Below are 20,764 nucleotides of genomic sequence, written 5' to 3' on the forward strand. Positions count from 1 at the left end.
AGGTCTTTCCTGCCGGCCTTGCGCCATATCGGTACGCCTTGGCGCAATACGGCAACTTTTGCGCCACATGTCTACATCAAGCGCGATGAATTGCAAAATCCTTGCGGCGAAACAATGACACCGCGAATAGCGGGCCGTCTCAACGCAAAAGAGCCGGCGATGAAGCCGGCTCCTTGCAAGTTCGATCTATGTCAGAACGTTGCGTCCTGGACGCTGCCGAGATTGACGTCTCCCAACGTACGGAAGGTCAGACGAGCGCCGATCGACCAATTGCTGGCCGAGCTGGCTGTCGTATCCTTCTTGTCGAGGAATGACACGGTGAAGATCGTGCATTCGTCCTCGTAGGAAAGACCGACGCCCTGGCGAGTGATTTCATTGTTATTGAGATCATAGCTAACGGTACCGAAGACAGACCAATATTCCTTGAACCTGATCTGCGCGCGCGACTGGATTTCATCCTGATTACTGGTGAAACCATATTGCGGCTGAGCTGCAATATGCGTGTAGATCAAGGACGTCTGGAATACATCGTTCGCGAAGCCGACGGATGTATCGCCACGCTTGAAAGCGAAATCCTTCTGGTCGAAGCGATAGGATGTCGCGAGCGAGATACCCTGCGGTGTCGTCAGACCGAACATGGTGACATAGTCGGAGCGAGTCGTTTCAAGCCCCGAATCCGAACCGACACCGGCCAGATCGTCCGTCGCAAACGAGTTGCGTCCCGCGAGCTGATAGGACTGTCCGAAGATATGCTGAAGCTTGTAACCGCTGTCGAAGCTGGCCGTATAACGCCACCCAACATTCGCGCGTGTACCACCCTCGATGCGATCGAAGCCCGAGAACTTGTCACGATCGAAAAGATTGGTGGCGTCAAAAACGAAGCTCTGTGCATCTTCGTTTGGCAACCGACCAGCAAGCTGCTCGTCCGGCCGCACATAGATCTGCGCGATCGGCTCGAACACGTGCGTGCTGTTGCTTGTCGTGATCAGGAACGGGTACTTGGCTTCGAGCCCCGCCGTGACCATGCCACGGGTGGCATAGTCGCTGGTGTCGTAATTGCCGGGATAGCTGAACGATGCGCCGAAAGAGTTGGGCGAGTTCATATCCAGACCATAGACGTCACCGCGCGCCGCCGCCAATGGCGTCAGCACAAGGCCCTCATCGGTCGTAAAGGTACGCTGCCACTGCAGTTCGGTGCTGAGACGCGTATAGTCGCCGGAGAGGCCGAGGAAACGGTCGTTCAAGTTGGCGTCGCCAAGATTGACTACGTTGTCGAGTGCGGATGTCTTCTCACGCGACAGGTGCGTGAAGTTCATCGTTGCCGACAGCTCGCCGCCATAGACCGACTTCGGATCGACATAGTGATAGTCGATGCTCGGATAGACATATGCCTGCTGCTTTTGTGCAGTGGCGTTATTATCCGTGTCCTGCACGTTATAGTAGAAGGCGCGCATATCGAAGAAATTGCGCTTTCCGATACCAGTCAGATAGGCTTGGTTCGTATGGGTGCTCTGGTTGAGCCCGTCCAGTCCATAAGTGCGCGAGAAATTGTTATCGCTCTGCACCATGACATCCCAGCCGAAAGTCCAGCGAGGATTGATCCTGAAGTCGGCCTTGGAATTGATCATGCCGCGCGTTTTGTTCTCGGCATCAGTCGTACCGGCAACGAAGGAGTCCGGATTCATCTGATTGATGCCGGCAACGCGCAGGATATGCGTGCCATTCTCGAAACGCTGGCGGAATTCACCCTCGAGCAACAGCCCCTGGTTGCTGAAGCCCGTGGCGGTGACCGTCGCATCCATGCTCGGTGAGATGACGTAATAGTACGGAACCCTTACGCCAACGCCGAGACGCTGCGAAACGCTCACCGACGGAAACAGGAAGCCGGATTTGCGCTTGACCGTATTGTCGGGAACCGTGACCCACGGAACATAGGCGATCGGCAGACCGAACAGCTCGAAGCGGGCATGCTCCAGACGGATCGTGTGCGTCACGCCGTTCTGGACGACGCGCTGTGCTTTGACCTGCCAAAGCGGCGCACGGCCCTGTTCAGAGCAGGCCATGCAAGCAGTATAGACGCCCTTTGTGAGGATCAGCTGATTGCCACCGACGCGCTCGCCCTTTTCGGCGACCATTCGGGTGTTGTCAGGCATTTCAATGCGAAGGGCGTTCACGAACCCGTCGGAGAAGCTGTCGGTGACGTCCATTTTGTCACCGTACATGCGATTGCCGTCCGGAGTGATCAGCTCGACATTGCCGAGCGCCGTCATTCGTCCGGATTTCTGATTATATTCGACCTTCTGAGCGACCATCCTATAGCCGCCATAGTTGATCTGGACCGCACCGCTTGCGGTGACGATCTGCGTATCCTTGTTGTAGACCAATTCGTTGGACGAAAGGACTAGCTTCGCGCCTTCCGGCACCTTCACCTTGATAGGGGAGGTAACAGTGCCGGCACCGCCATTATTATTGTTGTTGGCCTGGGCGTAAACCACGGCCGGGCTCATAACATATGCGCATGCAGCCGTGCCCGTAACGAGGGCAGCCACAATCTTTTTAATAGTCTCGCGGTTGCCTGCCGCCACTTAGCCATCCTCCTGATGAAGCAGGATCGTTGCTCCGAATGCCAATGCGACGATCACGGGTATCCATGTCGCCACATAGGGAGGAACCACTCCGCTGCTCCCGAATGCCTTTACAAGCACGGTGACAACATAAAGCACGAAGCCGGAGAGGATTCCACCCAGAATAACGGAGCGCGATTGATTGAATCTACTGAATTTTAGGGACACGGTTGCTGCGATCAACGTCATTGCTATGAGAAGGAATGGTTGCGATAGCAGCGAATGAAACTGTGTCTCAAGTGCGTTGGTCGATATCCCGAAGGAATGTGCGATCTTTATTCGATTAGAAAGATCATAAAAAGCAATGGTTTCCGGCTGCGCCAGACGCTGCGAAACGAAATCCTGTTTCAGATTCGTACGAACCTGTACCGAACTTTTATGATCCGGTATCTCGCCTGGCCGACGCTGGACGACATTGTTAAGAAGCCAGTAACCATCTTCCAATTTTGCCGACTGCGCGTCCTGCCGCAGGACGATATTTCCCTGTGAATCGAAGTGGATAAAGACAACGCCCATCAGCGTTGTTCCATTGTCCAAAATGGCCTTGGCGCCGATGATCGTATCGTCCTTGCCGTTCGATTGACGCAGCCACGGGACCGAAAGCTTGTTGTGATAGGAAGGGTCGCCACGCAGATCGGCTTCCATCGTTTCCGCCTGGCGCTGTCCCCATGCGGCAACCGGATTGAGGGCGAGCATGGTCAGCAACCCCACGAAAAAGGCGCCCATGACGAACGGTGTCATGAACTGCCAGACGGAGATGCCGGCCGCACGCGCAATAACCAGTTCGCGACGACGATTGAGCGCGATCAACACCGTCATGCCGACGAAGAGTGCGATGAACGGCACCGTCTGCTGCAGGATGAACGGCAATCGGACTGCTGTCATCACCAGGCCGAGCGAGACAGAATAGCCGGGCAGCCCGGCCAGTCGGCCGGCTGTCTCGCTGAAATCGACGAGATAGACGATCGAGATGACGCCCAGGAAAAACCAGAACGTCGTCACGATGTAACGCGTGAAGAAATAACGCCCGAGCGTGCCGAAAATCATGCGCCGCTCCCGTTGGAGCCGCCCGGCGCCGCCGGCATGCGATCCTGAATCCGTTGCCGCCAGTTACCGAGGCGGTTTCGGATCGATACCGGTATCGACATTTTCCGGTTACGCATGAGCAGCGCGATCGCGACAACAGCGGCGATGATATTGATGGCGTAGAGAATGCCGACGAAGCGAGGCGAATTGTCGATCTGGTTGGCCGCATAGAAATCGGCCCAGCGCAGCGCGAAGGCTATCGTCAACGCCGATACCATAGGGTGCAGCCGCGCCTCGCGATGCGAGCGTGCATCGCCGGCAATCACCAGGGATATAAGCGCGAATATCGCGGGCAGTGCCCATTCGTTGAGGCGCCGATGCAACTCGGCCTGATAGCTGCCAGGTCTTGTCTTGTAATCCGGGTCGTTCGGATCCGGATTGAGGAGGAAGCCGAGGCTGCGATCGCTGGCGCGCAGGTTCGCCTGGCCGCGGCTTTGGGTCATGTCGGAGAGATCGAAGGAATAGGAATCGAATTTGATGACCGAGACATTGCCGTCGGCCGTCTTGCGGTGCACTTCGCCGTCTTTCATCAGCAGCGACGTACCGCTCGGATCGACGGCGCCTTCCTTCGCATAATAGATGAGGTCGAAGGCGGGATCGCGGGAATCGACCACGAACAACCCTTTGAGGATGCGCCCCGACATACGCTGCGAAATCTGTACGTAGAGCCCGTCTTCGATGCGCCGGAAATTCTTCTCTTCGATCACGGTGGAAAGAAGGTCGGCATAGGCCTCGGCTACCATCTGGCGGGCGGCAACGCGGGCTCTAGGCTCGACCGCGTTGTCGACGAAGAAGGAAAATGCGCTGATGGCGATGGCGAGAATCATGATCGGACGGATGATGATGCTGCGTTTTGCGCCGGCCGCCTCCATGACGGTCAGCTCCGAATCGCTGTTCATCGCCGTCAGCGTCTGCGTGATGCCGATGACCAATGCGAAAGGCAGAACGATCGGAATAATCGTCGGCAGAATGAGCGTCGCGAGCTTTGCGAACGAGCCCATCGACTGGCCGCTATCCGTCACGAGATTGATGCGTTGCAGCACCTGGGTCGTCCAGATAATGGCGAGCACCGGCAGCAACGCCACCAGGAACATCATACCGACACGCCGTACGATATATGTCTCGAATAACTTCATGCCGGCCCTTAAACGCAACAGCTGCCGGACCAGCCGACAGAGATTCACCCTCATCTACGCTGTTTAAGTTTTTTTGGCGACAACCAACTCGAAAAAAATCGTTAATTTTCCGAGATTCTTCTGTCGTGTGTCGTTTGGGATAATGCGAGGAGCGCGGCGAATATGACAAGCGATGAAAGCCAGCCGAGCACGGCATCGGAGAGGTAGTGTCCGCCAAAAGCCACCCGAAGGGCGGGAATGAGGATCGAAGCGGCTGCGATCGGCAGCGCGGCAGCCGATCGGTATGGCTGCGGGATGATGAAGATCAGGCAGAACAGCCAGCCGGCAGCCGCTGCTTCGCCCGAGATGAACGAACAGTTGCTGGCGCATTTCCCGGCGAAGGATCCGGCTTGGACGAAATCGAGCGTGCCGCCGAAGAGGTCGGTTTGCCTCGGGCGCGGGCGCCCCGAAAAAGCCTTCAGCCAGAGATTGACGATCAGCACCGGGCCGATCAGCAGCGACTCAAGCGCGATCTTCAGATTGCGCGCCCGCAGCCTGTTGAAGGTCGCTCCGTGATGCTGCCAGCACTGGAACAGCATCCAGACGAGAACGGCGGCTACGATGTAGGGGAGTTGGAAGAATATCTCCCGCAGCAGCCGCATATGCGTGTCCGCATTGTAGGGGAAGATGCCGCATATCTGGTCCAGGCGCGTGCTTGCCAGGCACTGCTGCGGCAGAAAAAACATATTCGCGACCGTGAGATCGATCTGTGGAAAAACCGAGAAGAAGCCGAGCAGTGCCCACCAGAGACAGAAGAGGCCGATGAAGGCATCGCCCGCAGTGCGCGGTCGCAAAATCTCGGGGGAGCGGTCTTCGCGATTGAAACTGTTGAAATCTATGATCAAGGCGGCTTTCCGGCAAAAGATCTGGCCGCCCCGGAGAGCGGCAAAACACCATTGCGCATAGCCTAGCTGCTCTCAATGACAGGGATTTGAAGCCACGGAGCGGGCTTCTTTAGCGAATGCTTTGCCAAACGCTTGTGTTCGCTAGTCAAACCTAGAATGATGGTTGTGCAAACTTCCCTTATTACGACGCATGTTTATCGGAGCAGAAATGTCTGTGAAATTCGAGATTTCCTTCGCCAAGTCGGCTCGCCTCAGCGGCGGTCTGGCCATTCTCCTGAAAGGCACGGACAGTGAGTTGCCGGCGGGCGCCGAGAGCGCCGATCCGGCCAATGTTTTCGCCAGGGCTGCGCCCGTAGCCGGCTTCAAGAGCAAGACGTTAAGCGCTTTGGATATCATCGCTCCCGAGGCCTCGCCCGTCGATCGGATCATTGTCATCGGTGCCGGCAAGGCAAGAGACCTGGCTGCGCACGACTGGCTGAGGCTTGGCGGCAGCGCGGCGGCGAAAATCCGCAATGTTGAGAAAGTCGCCATCTTCCTGGATGCGCCGGCAATCGAGGTCGGTGCCAGGGAAGCCGCCGATTTTGCCCTGGGCATGCTCCTGCGCGCCTATAGCTTCGATACATATAAGACGAAGAAGGGCGACGATGACGACAAGAGCCGCAAGCCAGTGAAGGTCACGATCGTTACCCAGGAGGCCGCGGCCGCCAAGAAGCTCTATGCAACGTCGGAAGCGGTCGCGGGCGGCGTCCTCCTTGCGCGCGATCTCGTCAACGAGCCGCCGAATGTCCTCGGTCCCGTGGAGTTTGCAGCCAAGGCCAAGGAGCTGGAAAAGCTTGGCGTCGAGATCGAGATCTTGACGGAGCGCGAGATGCGCCGGCTCGGCATGGCCGCTCTCCTCGGCGTCGCGCAAGGCTCTGCCCGGCCGCCGCGCCTGGTCATCATGCACTGGAAGGGTGGCAAGGCGAAGGACAAGCCCGTCGCCTTCATCGGCAAGGGGGTTGTCTTCGACACTGGCGGCATTTCCATCAAGCCCGCTGCCGGCATGGAAGAGATGAAGGGCGACATGGGCGGGGCGGCGGCCGTCACCGGCCTCATGCACACGCTTGCCGCGCGGCAAGCCAAGGTCAACGTCATCGGCGTCATCGGTCTCGTCGAGAACATGCCCGACGGCAATGCGCAGCGTCCTGGCGATATCGTCACCTCCATGTCCGGCCAGACGATCGAGATCATCAACACGGATGCGGAGGGCCGGCTCGTTCTTTGCGATGCGCTCTGGTACACGAACGACCGCTTCAAGCCGCAATTCATGATCAACCTGGCGACCCTGACCGGCGCCATCCTCGTCGCGCTCGGCAACCTGCAGGCCGGCCTGTTCTGCAACGATGACAAGCTGGCGGGTGAGCTGACCGCGGCGGGCCTCGTCACCGATGAGCGCCTGTGGCGCATGCCGCTCGGCAAGGACTACGACAAGATGATCGATAGCAAGTTCGCCGACATGAAGAACACCGGCGGCCGCCACGCCGGCTCGATCACTGCCGCCCAGTTCCTCAAGCGCTTCGTCGGTGAAACGCCGTGGGCGCATCTCGATATCGCCGGTACGGCGATGGGGTCGGTCCAGGACGAGATCAACCAGTCTTGGGGTTCCGGTTTCGGCGTGCGCCTGCTCGATCAGCTGGTCCGCGCCAACTACGAATCGTGACCAGCCGGGTTTTGTCAGATAGAAGGGACGGCATGACCGACGTTCTCTTCTATCACCTGACGGAATCGAAGCTTGAAGACGCCCTGCCGCCGTTGATCGACAAGAGTGTCGAGCGCGGCTGGCAGGTCGCCGTGCAGATGCGCGAGCCGGCGCGGCGCGATCTCCTCGATTCCCATCTGTGGACCTATCGCGAAGACAGTTTCCTGCCGCATGGCACGGATGACGGCGGGATGGCGGACCGGCAGCCGGTGCTTTTGACCATCTCGTCCGACAATGTGAATAAGGCGACGGTGCGCTTTTTCATCGACGGCGCCGAGGCTACGGATGTCGCAACGTACCAGCGCGTCGTGCTGATGTTCGACGGCTATGATCAGGAACAGCTGGAAAGCGCGCGTGCGCAATGGAAGCGCCTGAAAGGCGAGGGGCACAACCTCACCTATTGGCAGCAGACGCAGGATGGCCGCTGGGAAAAGAAAGCTTAGGGCAATTCCAGGAAAGGTACCGAGCGGTCTTCCGCCCGGCATTGCGGGAAAATAAAGAGAAAGAGCGGTTCAGAGCTTCCGTGAAAGCTGAACCGCTCAGTCGTCTTCCGCCAGAATCTTTTGGATGAAGTCCTTCTTGGCGGCGGTATAGGCTGCGCGATCATTGGCATATTTTGTCGCAAGCTCGACCTTCAGCGCCTCATAGGCATGCGCGAGGTCCGGACGCGTGCGCATCCGGTCGCGGAAGAGGATGAACTGGCGCCAATTCAGGCCGCCATGCTCCACCACATGCACCAGATGCGTGCGGGTATCCCCTTCGATATCGCGGCCGAAAATATGATCGTCCGCAACGATATTGTTGCCGGCATAGACATAGCCGATCGATGCCATCGGCTCGATACAGGCAAGGCCATCCTCGAAGCGCCGGACACCGACGGCTATGTCGATGATCGGCTTGGCCTTGATTTCGGGAATGGAGGTGCTGCCGAAATGCTGCACATCGACGGCGAGGTCTCCGAGCGCGCTGCGAATAGCAGCTTCCTCCAGCAAATAGGCCTCGCGCCAGCTCTGGTTTGGCTCTGCAAGCTTGACCGATTTATTGCCAACGCCGAGCCCGAAAGGTTGCACATTTTCCGTTGCCATCGGCAACTCCCCGATGAAGATAATGCGCCACGCTAGCATGTTGCGGGGCGCGTTGTCTCCATCGGGTAAAGCCCATCAATCGTAAAATGCTTCGACGAATTTGCGCTTGCCGAGCATGAAGGCATCGGCGACATGACGCAGCGGCGAAACGTCGACATCGGAGGTGCCGGCTTTGACGATCTCGGCAAAGCGGTGATAGAGCGAAGGATATTCGGCCTCAGGCGCGGAGAATTTCAGCTCCCCGTCGACCGAAAGCTTGGAGCCGCCTTCGGCGAGAACCATCTGGCCAGCATCGGTTTCGGCAACGATATCCCAGCTCTGCTTGCCGGTCTGGCGCCAGTCGAATTCGGCATGAACCGGAAGGCCCTGGGCGCTCTTGAAGCGCAGATCGGCGGCGATCGGCGAATCCCGGTTTTCCGGGAATTCGAGCGTCGCGCCGGTGAGGAAGAGCGGCGGCAGGATATGGGTGACGATCGACAGCGCATTGATGCCGGGATCGAAGACGCCGAGGCCACCGGCCTGCCAGATCCACTCCTGGTTCGGATGCCAATGGCGGACGTCTTCCTTCCAGATCACGTGGGCGCTGCGGATGCTGGTGTTGGCGAGGAAGGACTTCGCAGCCTCCACGGCCGGAGCATAGCGCGAATGCCAGCTTGCAAAGAGCGAAGCACCCTTGGCTTTTGCGAGATTCTCGAGATCGGCAACTTCGCTCAGCGTCGCGCCCGGCGGCTTTTCGAGAAAAACGTGCTTGCCGGCCGAAAGCGCCTTGTAGGCAGCTTCATAGCGATATTGCGGCGGCATGCAGAGCGATACTGCATCGATCGCCGGTACGGCATCGAGCATGGCTTCGATCGTCGTGAAGGACGGGATGCCCTCGACGGTGCCATGGCGGCTTGCCGTCGCGATCAGTTTGAAATCCGCGTTGTTCGCGATGGACGGAAGATGCTGGTCGCGGACGATCTTGCCGACACCGACGATAGCGAGGTTGATGGGGGACATGGGTGTCTCTCGATTAGTATGATTATTGATGCGATCTTTATCAGAATGCCGCATGTGGGCAAGGGCGGCAAATCGCAAATGCAACGACCAGGCCCAATATACGAACATTCTACTCGAGCGTCATCACGCTTGGAAAAACCGCGCCGGCTCTTGATTCACCGTTTGAAATCGGCACTCTAGCTCCGGGCAGCAAAAAGAGCTTCGGCAAGAATCGCTGCGGGGGGAAATCATGAAAATATTGCTCGGCTTCAGCCGATTCGTTGACTATGTGACTGAGATAATTGGAAAATCAGTCTCGTGGCTCATTCTGGTCGCTGTCTTGGTCAGCGCTGGAAATGCCATCGTACGCAAGGTCTTCAACACCTCGTCGAATGCATGGCTGGAAGCGCAATGGTATCTGTTCGGCGCAGCCTTCTTGCTCGCCGCCGCCTACACGCTCCGCCAGAACGAACATATCCGCATCGATATCGTCTACGGCTCCTTGCCGCGCCGGGCGCAGCACTGGATCGACTTGCTCGGCCATTGCCTCTTCCTCATGCCCTTCGCACTCCTCATGCTCTATGACCTCGTACCCTATGTCCGCACCTCCTTCCTGTCGGGGGAGGTTTCCTCCAGCGCCGGCGGCCTGATCATCTGGCCGGGCAAGGCGCTGCTGCTGGCCGGCTTCTTTCTGCTGGCATTGCAGGGGCTCTCCGAGATTATCAAGAAGATCGCGGTCATGCGCGGCGATATGGACGATCCGACCCCCTATGTGCCGACACATGCGCCTCTTGATGTCGAAACACCTTCAGAGGAGGCGCGCTGATGATCGAATTCATTGCCGTGAACATGGCGCCGATCATGTTCGCCTCGCTGATCGTCTTTTTGCTGCTGGGTTATCCGGTCGCCTTCGCGCTTGCCGCGAACGGACTGCTGTTCTTCTGGATCGGCGTCGAGCTCGCGCCCTATTCGGGCGGCACCATCAACCTTTCCTGGCCGCTTCTCAACGCCCTGCCGGATCGCTTCTGGGGTGTCATGTCGAACGACACGCTGCTGGCAATCCCGTTCTTCACCTTTATGGGCATCGTGCTGGAGCGATCCGGCATGGCGGAAGACCTGCTCGATACGATCGGCCAGCTCTTCGGGCCTATCCGTGGCGGTCTCGCCTATGCGGTGATTTTCGTCGGTGCGCTGCTTGCCGCCACCACCGGCGTCGTTGCGGCCTCGGTCATCGCCATGGGGCTCATCTCGCTGCCGATCATGCTGCGCTATGGCTATGACCGGCGGGTCGCTTCCGGCGTCATCGCCGCCTCTGGAACGCTGGCGCAGATCATTCCGCCGTCGCTGGTGCTGATCGTCCTAGCCGACCAGCTCGGCCGTTCGGTCGGCGACATGTATGCCGGCGCACTCATTCCCGGCCTGGTGCTGACCGGTCTCTACATGCTCTACGTATTGATCATGTCGATCATCCGGCCGAACTCCATGCCGGCGTTGCCGAAGGAGGCCCGTTCGCTCGGCTCCGGCGTCACGTCTCTTTTCATCGCACTCTTGGTCTGCGCCGGCGTGGCCTATGCCGCACATGTCTACCTGACGCCGAGCTACGGCGAAAATGCCGATATTCTCGGCGCCACGGTCGGTGTCGCCTTCATCTATGCGGTTGCGGTTCTGGACAAGGGGATGAAAGTCAACCTGATGTCCCGGCTGGCGCAGCAGGTCATCATCGTCCTCATTCCGCCGCTCGCTCTGATCTTCCTTGTGCTCGGTACGATCTTCCTCGGCATCGCGACGCCGACGGAAGGCGGCGCGATGGGTGCGGTCGGCGCGCTTGCGATGGCTGCGGCCAAAGGCAGGCTGAACATGGAGGTCGTCCGCTCGGCGCTGACCTCCACGACCAGGCTTTCGGCATTCGTGCTGTTCATCCTGATCGGCTCGCGCGTCTTTTCGCTGACCTTCTACGGCGTCAATGGCCATGTCTGGGTCGAGCATCTGCTGGTGTCGCTGCCCGGTGGCGAAGTCGGCTTCCTGATTGCCGTCAACGCGCTTGTCTTCTTTCTGGCTTTCTTCCTGGATTTCTTCGAGCTTGCCTTCATCATCGTGCCGCTGCTGGCGCCGGCAGCCGACAAGCTCGGCATCGACCTGATCTGGTTCGGCGTGCTCCTCGGCGTCAATATGCAGACGAGCTTCATGCATCCGCCCTTCGGCTTCGCGCTGTTCTATCTCCGCTCGGTGGCCGCGCGCGTCCCCTATCTCGACAGGGTGACAGGCAAGCAGATCGCACCCGTCACGACGGGACAGATTTATTGGGGTTCGGTGCCTTTCGTGGGTATCCAGGTCCTGATGGTGGCGTTGACCATCATGTTCCCGCAGATGGTCATGCACTACAAGGGCGAGGGCGCGGGTGTCGATCCCAACACGATCAAGATCGAGGTTCCCGGTTTCGGCGCTCCTGGCCAGGACAACGGCGGCGGCCTCGGCCTGCCGGGTCTCCAGCCGCCGGGCGGCAATCCGCTTGACGGTAAGCCGGCCGACCAGGGTAACGGGCAGCAAAACCCGCCCGCCAACGATCTCAGTCAGCCGCCGTCTTTCAATTGAGCACGATACGGTTCGTTTTGTCTTGATTGGAGCACAATGAAAAACCCCGGAGCGCCGCTCCGGGGTTGTCTGTCTTGAACCGGGGCGTCAGATCTTCCCGGCGCGCTGCAGCGTCATCATGTAGACGTCGTAGCTGTATTCGGCGACCTGCGTATAGAGATAATGCTGGCCGCGGAAGCCCTTGATCGACCCCCAGATCTTCTTGAAGGTCGGGTTGTTGGCTTCCATTTCCGCATAGACCTCGTTGGCCTTGTCGAAGCAGGCATTCATGATCTCGGTGCTGAACGGCCTGAGCTTCGCGCCCTCGGCGACGACACGCTTGATGGCGGCCGGATTCAGATAGTCGTATTTCTGTAGCATGTTGGCGTCGGTCGCCTGAGCGGCCGTGCGCAACAGAGACTGATAGGCCTTGGGCAGGCCTTCATAAGCGGCCTTGTTGAACATGACATGCACCGTCGGGCCACCTTCCCACCAGCCGGGATAGTAGTAATAGGGCGCCACCTTGTAGAAGCCGAGCTTCTCGTCGTCATAGGGGCCGACCCATTCGGCGGCATCGATGGTGCCTTTTTCCAGTGCCGGGTAGATGTCGCCACCGGCGATCTGCTGCGGCACGACGCCGAGGCGTTCGACCACCTTGCCGGCAAAGCCGCCGATGCGCATCTTCAGGCCCTTGAGATCGGCGACCGTATTGATTTCCTTGCGGAACCAGCCGCCCATCTGCACGCCCGTATTGCCGGCCGGGAAGCCGATCAGCCCCTGCGTCGCCAGGAATTCGTTGAACAGGTCGATGCCGCCGCCGTGATATTGCCAGGCGTTCATGCCGCGCGCGTTGAGCGCGAAGGGAACGGCCGCTCCCAAGGCCCAGACCGGATCCTTGCCCCAATAATAATAGGCGACCGAATGGCAGGCCTCGACCGTGCCCGCCGAAGTCGCGTCGGCTGCCTGCAGACCGGGCACGATTTCGCCGGCCGCAAACACCTGGATGTTGAAATTGCCGTCGGTGGCTTCCGAGACATATTTCGATAGTACCTCGCCGCCGCCATAGATCGTATCCAGCGACTTCGGAAACGACGACGTCAGGCGCCAATTGATCTTCGGATTGCTCTGGGCAATGGCCGGAGCAGCAAGGGTTGCAGCAGCTGCAACCGAGCCGGCGCCGGCGACGCCGGCTTTCCTCAGAAATGAACGACGATCCATATGTTACTCCCCCCGGATACGAGCGGGCGGGCTGGCCCGCTCTTCGTGATCACGCAGCAACTAACCATGCCGCCCGGCGCGTTTCAAGCGTATCTGAACATCACGCAACCATTGATCCACCCGTCCGGGGCTGCGGTCCTCTGCAAGGCCAGCCTCAGCGCACCATCTTGGTGTCGGCCTGGGCAACCAGGTTGGTCGCCGGGGCCGGAGTAGGCTTGTATTTCAGCGTGACGACCTTGAAGCCCTCTTTCTCGAGACGGCTTAGAAGAACAGGCAGCATCCTGACCGTGCGCTGGTGGATATCGTGCATGAGGACGATGCCGCGACCGCGCTGATAGAGCTGCTTCATGGTGCGATCCACCACCGAAAGGGGTGTCGAGGTGAAGTAATCCTTGCTGTCGATATCCACGTCCATAACGATCATCTCGCGAGCGGCAATCGCGGTGCGCAGGCGCTTGGAGTCGGCAAGATAGGGGAAACGGAAGAAGGGTACATCCGTACCGATCGCCTTGGTGACGGCATCCTTGCCACGGGCGATCTCGGTCATCGCCGCGTCGAAGGTCATCTTGTCGAGATCGGGATGGCGGAAGGTATGGCTGCCGATCGCGTCGCCATGGGCGAGAACCTCGCGCGCGGTCGCCGGGTGCGCCTGCGCCATTTCCCCGACCATCATGAAAGCCGCCTTGACGCCGAATTTGTCGAGCGTGGCAAGAATGCGATTCGTCTTGCCGGGAGCCGGGCCATCGTCGAAGGTCAGAATGACCTCTTTGTCGGCGAGTTTGATGTCCTTGAGCGAGGAGACTTCAAGTGTGCGGCCTGCAAGGTCGTGCGGTCCGTTGGCGTCTTCCAGCGCGCGCGTCTCAAGATCGGCGACGAGCCATTTCTTCGGCTCCATTTCGACGGGATCATTGGCCTTCAGCGGCTTGTGACGCGGTTCTTCGGCAGCATAGCCGCTCTTGAGCGACGCGTCATTGACCGGTTTCGTGGCGCACCCTCCCAGAGCCAGGGACACGGCAAGGCCAGCCAGCAAAACACGGTAGTTCATCAGAATCGCTCAACAATTATGTCTATGAAAGTTGAGCGTATTTTCCGCAGTTATGGTTAATGATCGGTTAGGATCGGCCCCTAATTCATTGAGGCCGGTAAGGTTTCAGCCGGCCATGCCGCTTTCGTATTCCGATGAAAGCTCAAGCCATTGCTCCTCGGCGGCGGCAAGCCTCTCAGCGGCATCGGAGCGCTGCTTTGCCTTTTCCGCGGCCTTTGCCGGCGCCTTTTCGTAGAGGGCAGGATCCGCAAGTTCCGCATCAAGTGCCTGAATCAGTTTCTCAAGCTTGCCGGTCAAGGATTCGATTTCATTGATCTTCTTCTTGAGAGGCGCAAGCGACGCGCGCCGATCGGCATTGAGCTTGCGCTGATCGGCCTTGGAAACGGAATCGTCGATGCCGTTCGCTTTCGCCTTGTCGTCCCGCGACTTCGGGGTGGCGACAACGAGGTTGCGGTATTCTTCCAGGTCACCGTCGAAGGTCGTAACGGTACCGTCGCGCACCAGCCAGAGCCGGTCGACGGTGGCCTCGATCAGATGGCGGTCGTGCGAGATCAGGATGACGGCGCCGGAATAGTCGTTCAGCGCCTGGATCAGCGCATTGCGGCTGTCGATATCCAGATGGTTCGTCGGTTCGTCGAGGATCAGAAGGTTCGGCGCGTCGAAGGCGGCAAGGCCCATCAGCAGCCGCGCCTTCTCGCCGCCGGAGAGATCCTTGACCTGCGTGTCCATCTTCTCGGTCGCCAGACCCATCTGCGCGACGCGGGCGCGCACCTTCGCCTCCGGCGTTTCGGGCATGCGGCGGCGAACATGTTCGACGGCGGTCTGGTTGGGGATGAGATCGTCGAGCTGGTGCTGGGCGAAGAAGCCGATCTTCAGGTTCGGCGCCAGCTTGACGTCGCCGCTTTCCGCATCGAGCCGGCTGGAAATGAATTTCGCGAAGGTCGACTTGCCGTTGCCGTTGGAGCCGAGCAGGGCGATACGGTCGTCGGCATCGATGCGCAGGTTCAGGCGCTTCAGGATCGGCTTGCCCGGCTCATAGCCGACGGCGCCGCCACTGACTGCGATGATGGGCGAGGCAGGCTGCTTTTCGGGTTCCGGAAAGCTGAAGCCCATCACATGGTCTTCGATGACGGCGGCGACGGTGCCCATCCGCTCCAGCGCCTTGACACGCGATTGCGCCTGCCGCGCCTTCGACGCCTTGGCCTTGAAACGGTCGATGAAGCTCTGCAGATGCTTGCGGGCAGCGTCGTTCTTCGCCTTCGCCTTCATCTGCAACTCGTCGGCTTCGGCCTTCTGCCGCTCGAACTGATCGTAGGAGCCGCGATAGAAGGTGAGCTTCTTCTGGTCCAGATGCACGATGGAATTGACCGCCGTATTCAACAGGTCGCGGTCGTGCGAGATGATGATGACCGTGTGCGGATAGCGGCGGATATAATCTTCCAGCCAGAGCGTGCCTTCGAGATCGAGATAGTTCGTCGGTTCGTCGAGCAGCAGGAGATCCGGCTCGGAAAACAAGACGGCGGCAAGGGCGACGCGCATGCGCCAGCCGCCGGAGAAGGAGGAAGCGGGTCTCTTCTGCGCCTCGTGGTCGAAGCCGAGGCCGGCAAGGATGCTGGCGGCGCGCGCTTCGGCGGAATGCGCGCCGATATCGGCAAGCCGGGTCTGGATATCGGCGATGCGATGCGGGTCGGTCGCGGTTTCGGCTTCCGCGAGCAAGGCGGAGCGCTCCTTGTCGGCCGCAAGCACGATATCGGTCAGCGGATCCTCCGTACCTGGCGCTTCCTGCGCAACCTGGCCGATGCGGGCATTGCGCGGGATCGAGACCGCGCCGCTTTCGGCGGCGAGATCGCCGGTGATGATCCTGAACAGCGTGGACTTGCCAGCACCGTTCTTGCCGACGAGACCCGCCTTCGTGCCCGCCGGAAGCGTCACGTTGGCATGGTCGATGAGAAGGCGGCCGGCAATGCGGGCGGAAAGGTCGGAAATCGAAATCATGGCGCGGTTTTGGCCGAACTCGGCGCCGAAGGCAAGTGCGGAGACGCTTAGGCTTCAGCGTTTTGCGAGGACTTCGAGAGGTTGGCGCAGTTGCGCAGCCGTTCGGTCAGCTCCGTTTCGTAAAGCATGAGGTTGCTGAGCGACGCATTGAGGCTGTCGAGAGCAGGGTTGGCATCGGCTGCTGCTTCCGTCTCGCGGGCGAAGCGCTGCTTCTTCCTCAGCCCTTTGGCGAGCTGATCCGCGACTTCACGCAGCATTTCGGCCGCATCGCTTTCCGATTTGCGCGCCACCAGCCCGCAATGGCTGACAAGGCGATGCTTCAGGCCGATCTCGTCGAGCCGGCTCTGCGAGGGAAGGGTCCCAAGCGCCTCGATCTCTTCGGCAAGACAACGGTCCTGCCCATAAAGCGCCTCGTAAAAGAGCTGATAGTTGCGCGGCAGGTTCTTCACCTTCAGCCGCGTCATGAAGCGGCCGATAACCTCGAGCTCGGTTTCCGTTTCATCGTCATCGATGGAATATGCCGAAACGCTTTTGTGGGAGTTCTTCATGCCTGCCCGTGACCGTGATCTGATATATCTTATTAATCTGTAGTAGGGCAGGTTAAGGGAACATGAACAAAATGGCCGGTCCTCGCCGCAGCGCAACAAAATGAGGCATGTGGTCAACGCTCGGGCGAAAACAGGAAACCACGGCTCTCCTCTTGGCTACATCCAGTGCAGTCCTTCGCTGCGCAGGAAGTGCAAGAGGTCCAGCACCAGGGAGGGCTTGCCCATGGATGTCAGGATCATGTGGCATTGGCCGCGATGATGGGTGTGGTGATTGAACATATGCGCGATTGCCAGATGGAGAGGGTGGGTAATGGCGCTCGGCCTGAGGATAAACGTATAGGTGACGTCTGCGGCAAGGGCATCGGCATCGAGCGTCTCGATCCAGTCCATGATGCGCCGATCCTCCGCCTCGCGCGCTGTCCGAAGCCCTGCGAGATCCTCATGCAGAACGACGCCGAGTGCGGCGGGCGGCTCGCCCGTGCCGTTGAAACGATGCATCCATAGCCGGTCCGCCACCATCAGATGGTTCAGCGTTCCGTGCAACGAACCGAAGAAAGCGCCACGATCCTCGTGAAATTCCGTATCGCTGAGGCTTGCTGCGGCGTCGTAAACCTGTCCGTTGGCCCAACGATTGTAATCTGCAAGCATTCTGAAATGTCTGAGCATATGCTTCTCCTCCATGGTCATGATGATGCCGCGCGGGAAGTCCGCCAATGAACCGCCGCTTCGCCACCGTGATACTTACGAATCGGGCGCCCGGACTGTGACAGCGGCGTGAAATTGGCCGATCCCCCTTGTTTTCGGGCTTTGAGGCAGGTAAACACCGCCCACTTTTCTCTGATTACAAGGAATGGATCCATGGCGATTGAACGTACTTTCTCGATGATCAAGCCGGATGCGACGAAGCGCAACCTGACCGGCGCCATCACCAAGGTTTTTGAAGACAACGGCCTGCGCGTCATCGCCTCCAAGCGCGTCTGGATGAGCAAGCGCGAAGCCGAAGGCTTCTACGCCGTCCACAAGGAGCGTCCGTTCTTTGGCGAGCTCGTCGAAGGCATGACCTCCGGCCCGACCATCGTTCAGGTCCTGGAAGGCGAAAACGCCATCCTGAAGAACCGCGAAATCATGGGCGCCACCAACCCGGCCAACGCTGACGAAGGCACGATCCGCAAGACCTTCGCTCTGTCGATCGGCGAAAATTCCGTTCACGGCTCGGACGCTCCGGAAACGGCTGCCGTCGAAATCGCCTACTGGTTCTCTGAAACCGAAATCGTCGGCTGAATCGGCCTCTCAGCTCTGTTGCTGAACGATTTGAAATGACTCATGAAAGCCGGGACCTCGATCCCGGCTTTTCTATTATGCGGGGCAGGCGGTATCGTGTCCATAGTCGGCGCTGCCGTCGCCCTTGAAGATATCCGGATTAGCGGTGTAGACCGGGCCGACGACGAGCGGCTTCGTCGGCAGAACCGTCTGGTCAAGGTCGGATTTGACCTCGGTCTTGATCGTCTGGAGCGTCTTGTCGCTGGCATCCACCAGCTTGATGGAGACGGAATAGGGACGGTCCTTCCGCACGCAGCGCAGGTCCGGACTTTCCAGCGTGATCTTGTCCCAGAAAGTATAGATCTTCTGGTTGACGACAAGCGGATCGCCGCCGGCGGGGTTTTCGAATTCCGCAACGGCGGTTGTTCCCTCGGGGATCGGCGCGATTTTCTTCAGCGTGATCATATAGGTCGCGCTCGCCACGCGGTAGTTGAACACGAAGAGGCGGCCGGTAAGCTGTGTCGGACCTTCGTCGTTTTTCCTCTGACAGCCGGCCAGCGCCAGGCCGGCGATTAATGTTGCCAGCATGATGTTTCGCATTGTCATGGCGCAGTCTCCTCCTTTTTGCGCCGGTAGTGCCGGCTTGCCTTGGCGCGGTTGCCGCAGACCGCCATGTCGCACCAGGCGCGGCTCTTGTTCTTGCTGCGGTCGATGAAGAGCCAACCGCAGTTGCGGCAGATCTTCATCCGCTCGGGATCGGGCATCGCGATAAGCCGCAGCGTCGAATGCGCGGTCGCGGCATCGAGCTCATCGGCCGAGGCTTGCCGCAAGACCTTCGCCAAGGCGGCGAGAAGATCGGCCAGAAATAGGTCGGCGGCCTCGCCGAGAACACGTGCCCGAAAGTATCGATCGATCGTCTCGCGCAATGCGATGAAGTCGGCTCTGTTTTCCCGCCGCACCGGCAGGATATCGCCGAAGAGCATGCGCTCGGCGCAGAAATTGGCAGCGGCCTTCGGAAAGCTGTCCATCTGTCCATGAGCTTCGAAACGGTCGATCCGGCGTTCGTCGTCATGGCGCAGGATCACGCTGTTGGCGACATCGAGCGCCAGCGCGCCACCGGAAAAGCGATGTGGGGTCCAGGAAAAGCTCATGGGCAAAATTATAACTGGTAAAAATCATTTTGCCAGTTACTATTTGCTTGTTCCTCGGAGGGGTGAATGGCCTATCTTCTGCAGCAATTGGCGAATGCCGTTCCGCTCGCTGCACTCTATGCGGCGCTGGCCTTCGGCTATTCCATTGCGTTCGGGGTCATGAAGCGGGCAGATATCACCTATGGCGCGCTGTTCGCCTTTGCCGGCCAGATGCTCGTGCTCTTTACCGATGTCGGCTATACGAGACTGTATCTGATCCTGCCGGCCGCCTTTGCCTTCGGCGCCGTGACCGCCGTCGGCTATACGCTCGGCACCAGCCTCCTTGTCGGCCGCGTAATCATGCTGCCTTTGTCGCGCAAATCTCCGAATACCGTCATCGTCGCCGCGCTCGGCATGATGATCATCCTGATGGAAACCGCCCGGCTGGCCTCCAATACGCGCGGCATCTGGCTGCCGCCCTTCCTGAACGGCCCGGTCGTCTTCTGGGACAGCGGCGATTTCCGCGTGACGCTCACCGAAATCCAGCTGCTCAATACGGCGTTGATGATCGTCGTCATCTTTGCGGGCGCGTATATCCTGAAATTCACGGGATGGGGCCGTATCTGGCGGGCGGTAACCGACGACGCTCTCGCCGCCGAACTCTGCGGCGCCAGCGCCAACCGCGTCTTCCTGCTGGCCTATGTCGCCTCCGCGCTCGTCGCGACCATTTGCGGCCTGCTCGCCACGTCCTATTACGGAACCATGGATTTCGGGGCCGGGCTGATGTTCGGGCTCAAGGTGCTGATGATCGCGGCGGTCGGCGGCTATTCCGATCCATTGAAGTCTGCGGGCGGAGCGGCACTGCTCGGCCTGTTCGAAACCATGTGGGGGGCTTACGGCCCGTTCCTGTGGCGCGACTTCGTCATTTTCTCGCTGCTCGTGCTGCTGCTGGTCTTGAGCCGGCGCGAGCGCGTCGTGCCTTAATCTTATTTATTGCCGGCCCACTTTGCCCGTGCCGCATCGTCGGCATCCTTGGCGGAAACCCAGTCGCCTTGCGCGCCATCCCTACCATGCTCCTTCTTCCAGAAGGGAGCCGAGGTTTTCAGGAAATCCATGACAAAATTGGCGCCGTCGAAGGCGGCCTGCCGATGTGGCGCCGCGGCAATGACGAGAACGATGTTTTCGCCCGGCGCGATCTTGCCATAACGGTGGATGGCAGTCAGGCCAAGGAGCTCGAAGCGCTCGATGGCGAGACCGGCGATGCGGGTGATCTCCGCTTCCGCCATGCCGGGATAATGTTCGAGTTCGAGGGCTTCGAGCATTCCGCCTTCGTCGCGGCAAAGCCCCGAGAAGGTCACGACCGCGCCGATATCGCGCCGCCCGTCCGTCAGCCGGTCGATCTCCGTCTGAAGGTTGAAATCCTCGCGCTGAACACGGACAAATGGTGAAATCATCGCAATTTCCTT

Annotated in this window: 21 protein-coding genes; 7 read left to right on the top strand and 14 right to left on the bottom strand. The window is 59.5% G+C overall.

Going from position 1 to position 20,764, the window contains the following annotated elements; all coding sequences use genetic code 11:
* Positions 1 to 191: 191 nt before the first annotated feature.
* The 4 genes from HGP16_RS22130 to HGP16_RS22145 form a co-directional block, all read right to left on the bottom strand.
* Positions 192 to 2,585 (bottom strand): LPS-assembly protein LptD, encoded by a 2,394-nt coding sequence (locus HGP16_RS22130; RefSeq protein WP_168842137.1) that lies wholly within the window; start codon positions 2,583 to 2,585, stop codon positions 192 to 194.
* The gene (lptG, locus tag HGP16_RS22135) at positions 2,586 to 3,671 is read right to left on the bottom strand and encodes an LPS export ABC transporter permease LptG (protein WP_168842138.1); all 1,086 of its coding nucleotides are present in this window, start codon (positions 3,669 to 3,671) and stop codon (positions 2,586 to 2,588) included.
* Positions 3,668 to 4,846, bottom strand: a complete 1,179-nt coding sequence (locus tag HGP16_RS22140; protein ID WP_168842139.1) for an LptF/LptG family permease — start codon at positions 4,844 to 4,846, stop codon at positions 3,668 to 3,670. The genes lptG and HGP16_RS22140 overlap by 4 nt, the downstream gene beginning before the upstream one ends.
* 101 nt (positions 4,847 to 4,947) lie before the next feature.
* Positions 4,948 to 5,592, bottom strand: a complete 645-nt coding sequence (locus HGP16_RS22145) for a phosphatase PAP2 family protein (RefSeq protein ID WP_312862925.1) — start codon at positions 5,590 to 5,592, stop codon at positions 4,948 to 4,950.
* On the opposite strand from HGP16_RS22145, the gene HGP16_RS34580 reads away from it, so the two are divergent.
* The 3 genes from HGP16_RS34580 (at position 5,488) to HGP16_RS22155 (ending at position 7,911) form a co-directional block, all read left to right on the top strand.
* Positions 5,488 to 5,796, top strand: a complete 309-nt coding sequence (locus HGP16_RS34580) for a hypothetical protein (protein ID WP_312862926.1) — start codon at positions 5,488 to 5,490, stop codon at positions 5,794 to 5,796. The genes HGP16_RS22145 and HGP16_RS34580 overlap by 105 nt on opposite strands.
* 142 nt (positions 5,797 to 5,938) lie before the next feature.
* Positions 5,939 to 7,429 (top strand): leucyl aminopeptidase, encoded by a 1,491-nt coding sequence (locus tag HGP16_RS22150; RefSeq protein WP_168842141.1) that lies wholly within the window; start codon positions 5,939 to 5,941, stop codon positions 7,427 to 7,429.
* A gap of 32 nt (positions 7,430 to 7,461) precedes the next feature.
* On the top strand, positions 7,462 to 7,911 hold the full coding sequence (locus tag HGP16_RS22155) for a DNA polymerase III subunit chi (RefSeq protein ID WP_168842142.1): 450 nt from the start codon (positions 7,462 to 7,464) through the stop codon (positions 7,909 to 7,911).
* Between the two features lie 96 nt (positions 7,912 to 8,007).
* Here the strand turns inward: HGP16_RS22155 and HGP16_RS22160 are convergent, their stop codons facing one another.
* Together HGP16_RS22160 and HGP16_RS22165 are read right to left on the bottom strand one after the other, a co-directional pair.
* Positions 8,008 to 8,553 carry a GrpB family protein gene (locus tag HGP16_RS22160; RefSeq protein ID WP_168842143.1) on the bottom strand — a complete coding sequence of 182 codons (546 nt, stop codon included), beginning with the start codon at positions 8,551 to 8,553 and terminating at the stop codon, positions 8,008 to 8,010.
* Between the two features lie 75 nt (positions 8,554 to 8,628).
* Positions 8,629 to 9,552: a Gfo/Idh/MocA family protein gene (locus HGP16_RS22165; protein WP_168842144.1), complete on the bottom strand. Its 924-nt coding sequence runs from the start codon at positions 9,550 to 9,552 to the stop codon at positions 8,629 to 8,631.
* Positions 9,553 to 9,781: 229 nt separating this feature from the next.
* On the opposite strand from HGP16_RS22165, the gene HGP16_RS22170 reads away from it, so the two are divergent.
* Positions 9,782 to 10,357, top strand: coding sequence for a TRAP transporter small permease subunit (locus HGP16_RS22170; protein WP_168842145.1), 576 nt, complete (start codon positions 9,782 to 9,784; stop codon positions 10,355 to 10,357).
* A complete protein-coding gene (locus HGP16_RS22175; protein WP_168842146.1) occupies positions 10,357 to 12,123 on the top strand; it encodes a TRAP transporter large permease subunit in 1,767 nt (588 codons plus the stop codon). Before HGP16_RS22170 ends, HGP16_RS22175 begins: the two co-directional genes overlap by 1 nt.
* Before the next feature lie 87 nt (positions 12,124 to 12,210).
* Here HGP16_RS22175 and HGP16_RS22180 read toward each other — a convergent pair whose 3' ends face one another.
* From HGP16_RS22180 to HGP16_RS22200, 5 genes are all read right to left on the bottom strand, one after another.
* Positions 12,211 to 13,320: a TRAP transporter substrate-binding protein gene (locus tag HGP16_RS22180; RefSeq protein WP_168842147.1), complete on the bottom strand. Its 1,110-nt coding sequence runs from the start codon at positions 13,318 to 13,320 to the stop codon at positions 12,211 to 12,213.
* Positions 13,321 to 13,474: 154 nt separating this feature from the next.
* Complete coding sequence (locus HGP16_RS22185) at positions 13,475 to 14,365, bottom strand: polysaccharide deacetylase family protein (RefSeq protein WP_168842148.1); 891 nt, start codon at positions 14,363 to 14,365, stop codon at positions 13,475 to 13,477.
* A gap of 105 nt (positions 14,366 to 14,470) precedes the next feature.
* A complete protein-coding gene (locus HGP16_RS22190) occupies positions 14,471 to 16,360 on the bottom strand; it encodes an ABC-F family ATP-binding cassette domain-containing protein (RefSeq protein WP_168842149.1) in 1,890 nt (629 codons plus the stop codon).
* A 47-nt stretch (positions 16,361 to 16,407) separates the two neighbouring features.
* A complete protein-coding gene (locus HGP16_RS22195) occupies positions 16,408 to 16,908 on the bottom strand; it encodes a hypothetical protein (protein WP_168842150.1) in 501 nt (166 codons plus the stop codon).
* Between the two features lie 156 nt (positions 16,909 to 17,064).
* The gene (locus HGP16_RS22200) at positions 17,065 to 17,574 is read right to left on the bottom strand and encodes a DinB family protein (protein WP_168842151.1); all 510 of its coding nucleotides are present in this window, start codon (positions 17,572 to 17,574) and stop codon (positions 17,065 to 17,067) included.
* A gap of 192 nt (positions 17,575 to 17,766) precedes the next feature.
* On the opposite strand from HGP16_RS22200, the gene ndk reads away from it, so the two are divergent.
* Positions 17,767 to 18,189, top strand: a complete 423-nt coding sequence (gene ndk, locus HGP16_RS22205) for a nucleoside-diphosphate kinase (RefSeq protein ID WP_004122188.1) — start codon at positions 17,767 to 17,769, stop codon at positions 18,187 to 18,189.
* Positions 18,190 to 18,264: 75 nt separating this feature from the next.
* Here ndk and HGP16_RS22210 read toward each other — a convergent pair whose 3' ends face one another.
* Both HGP16_RS22210 and HGP16_RS22215 read right to left on the bottom strand, forming a co-directional pair.
* Positions 18,265 to 18,774, bottom strand: a complete 510-nt coding sequence (locus HGP16_RS22210; RefSeq protein WP_168842152.1) for a hypothetical protein — start codon at positions 18,772 to 18,774, stop codon at positions 18,265 to 18,267.
* Complete coding sequence (locus HGP16_RS22215) at positions 18,771 to 19,319, bottom strand: CGNR zinc finger domain-containing protein (RefSeq protein ID WP_168842153.1); 549 nt, start codon at positions 19,317 to 19,319, stop codon at positions 18,771 to 18,773. Before HGP16_RS22215 ends, HGP16_RS22210 begins: the two co-directional genes overlap by 4 nt.
* A gap of 66 nt (positions 19,320 to 19,385) precedes the next feature.
* On the opposite strand from HGP16_RS22215, the gene HGP16_RS22220 reads away from it, so the two are divergent.
* Positions 19,386 to 20,282 (top strand): branched-chain amino acid ABC transporter permease, encoded by an 897-nt coding sequence (locus HGP16_RS22220; protein WP_168842154.1) that lies wholly within the window; start codon positions 19,386 to 19,388, stop codon positions 20,280 to 20,282.
* A 2-nt stretch (positions 20,283 to 20,284) separates the two neighbouring features.
* Here HGP16_RS22220 and HGP16_RS22225 read toward each other — a convergent pair whose 3' ends face one another.
* Positions 20,285 to 20,752 (bottom strand): molybdenum cofactor biosynthesis protein MoaE, encoded by a 468-nt coding sequence (locus HGP16_RS22225; RefSeq protein ID WP_168842155.1) that lies wholly within the window; start codon positions 20,750 to 20,752, stop codon positions 20,285 to 20,287.
* Between the last annotated feature and the right edge of the window lie 12 nt (positions 20,753 to 20,764).

Origin of the sequence: Rhizobium sp. P40RR-XXII (genome assembly GCF_012641405.1) — a bacterium.
GTDB lineage: Bacteria > Pseudomonadota > Alphaproteobacteria > Rhizobiales > Rhizobiaceae > Rhizobium.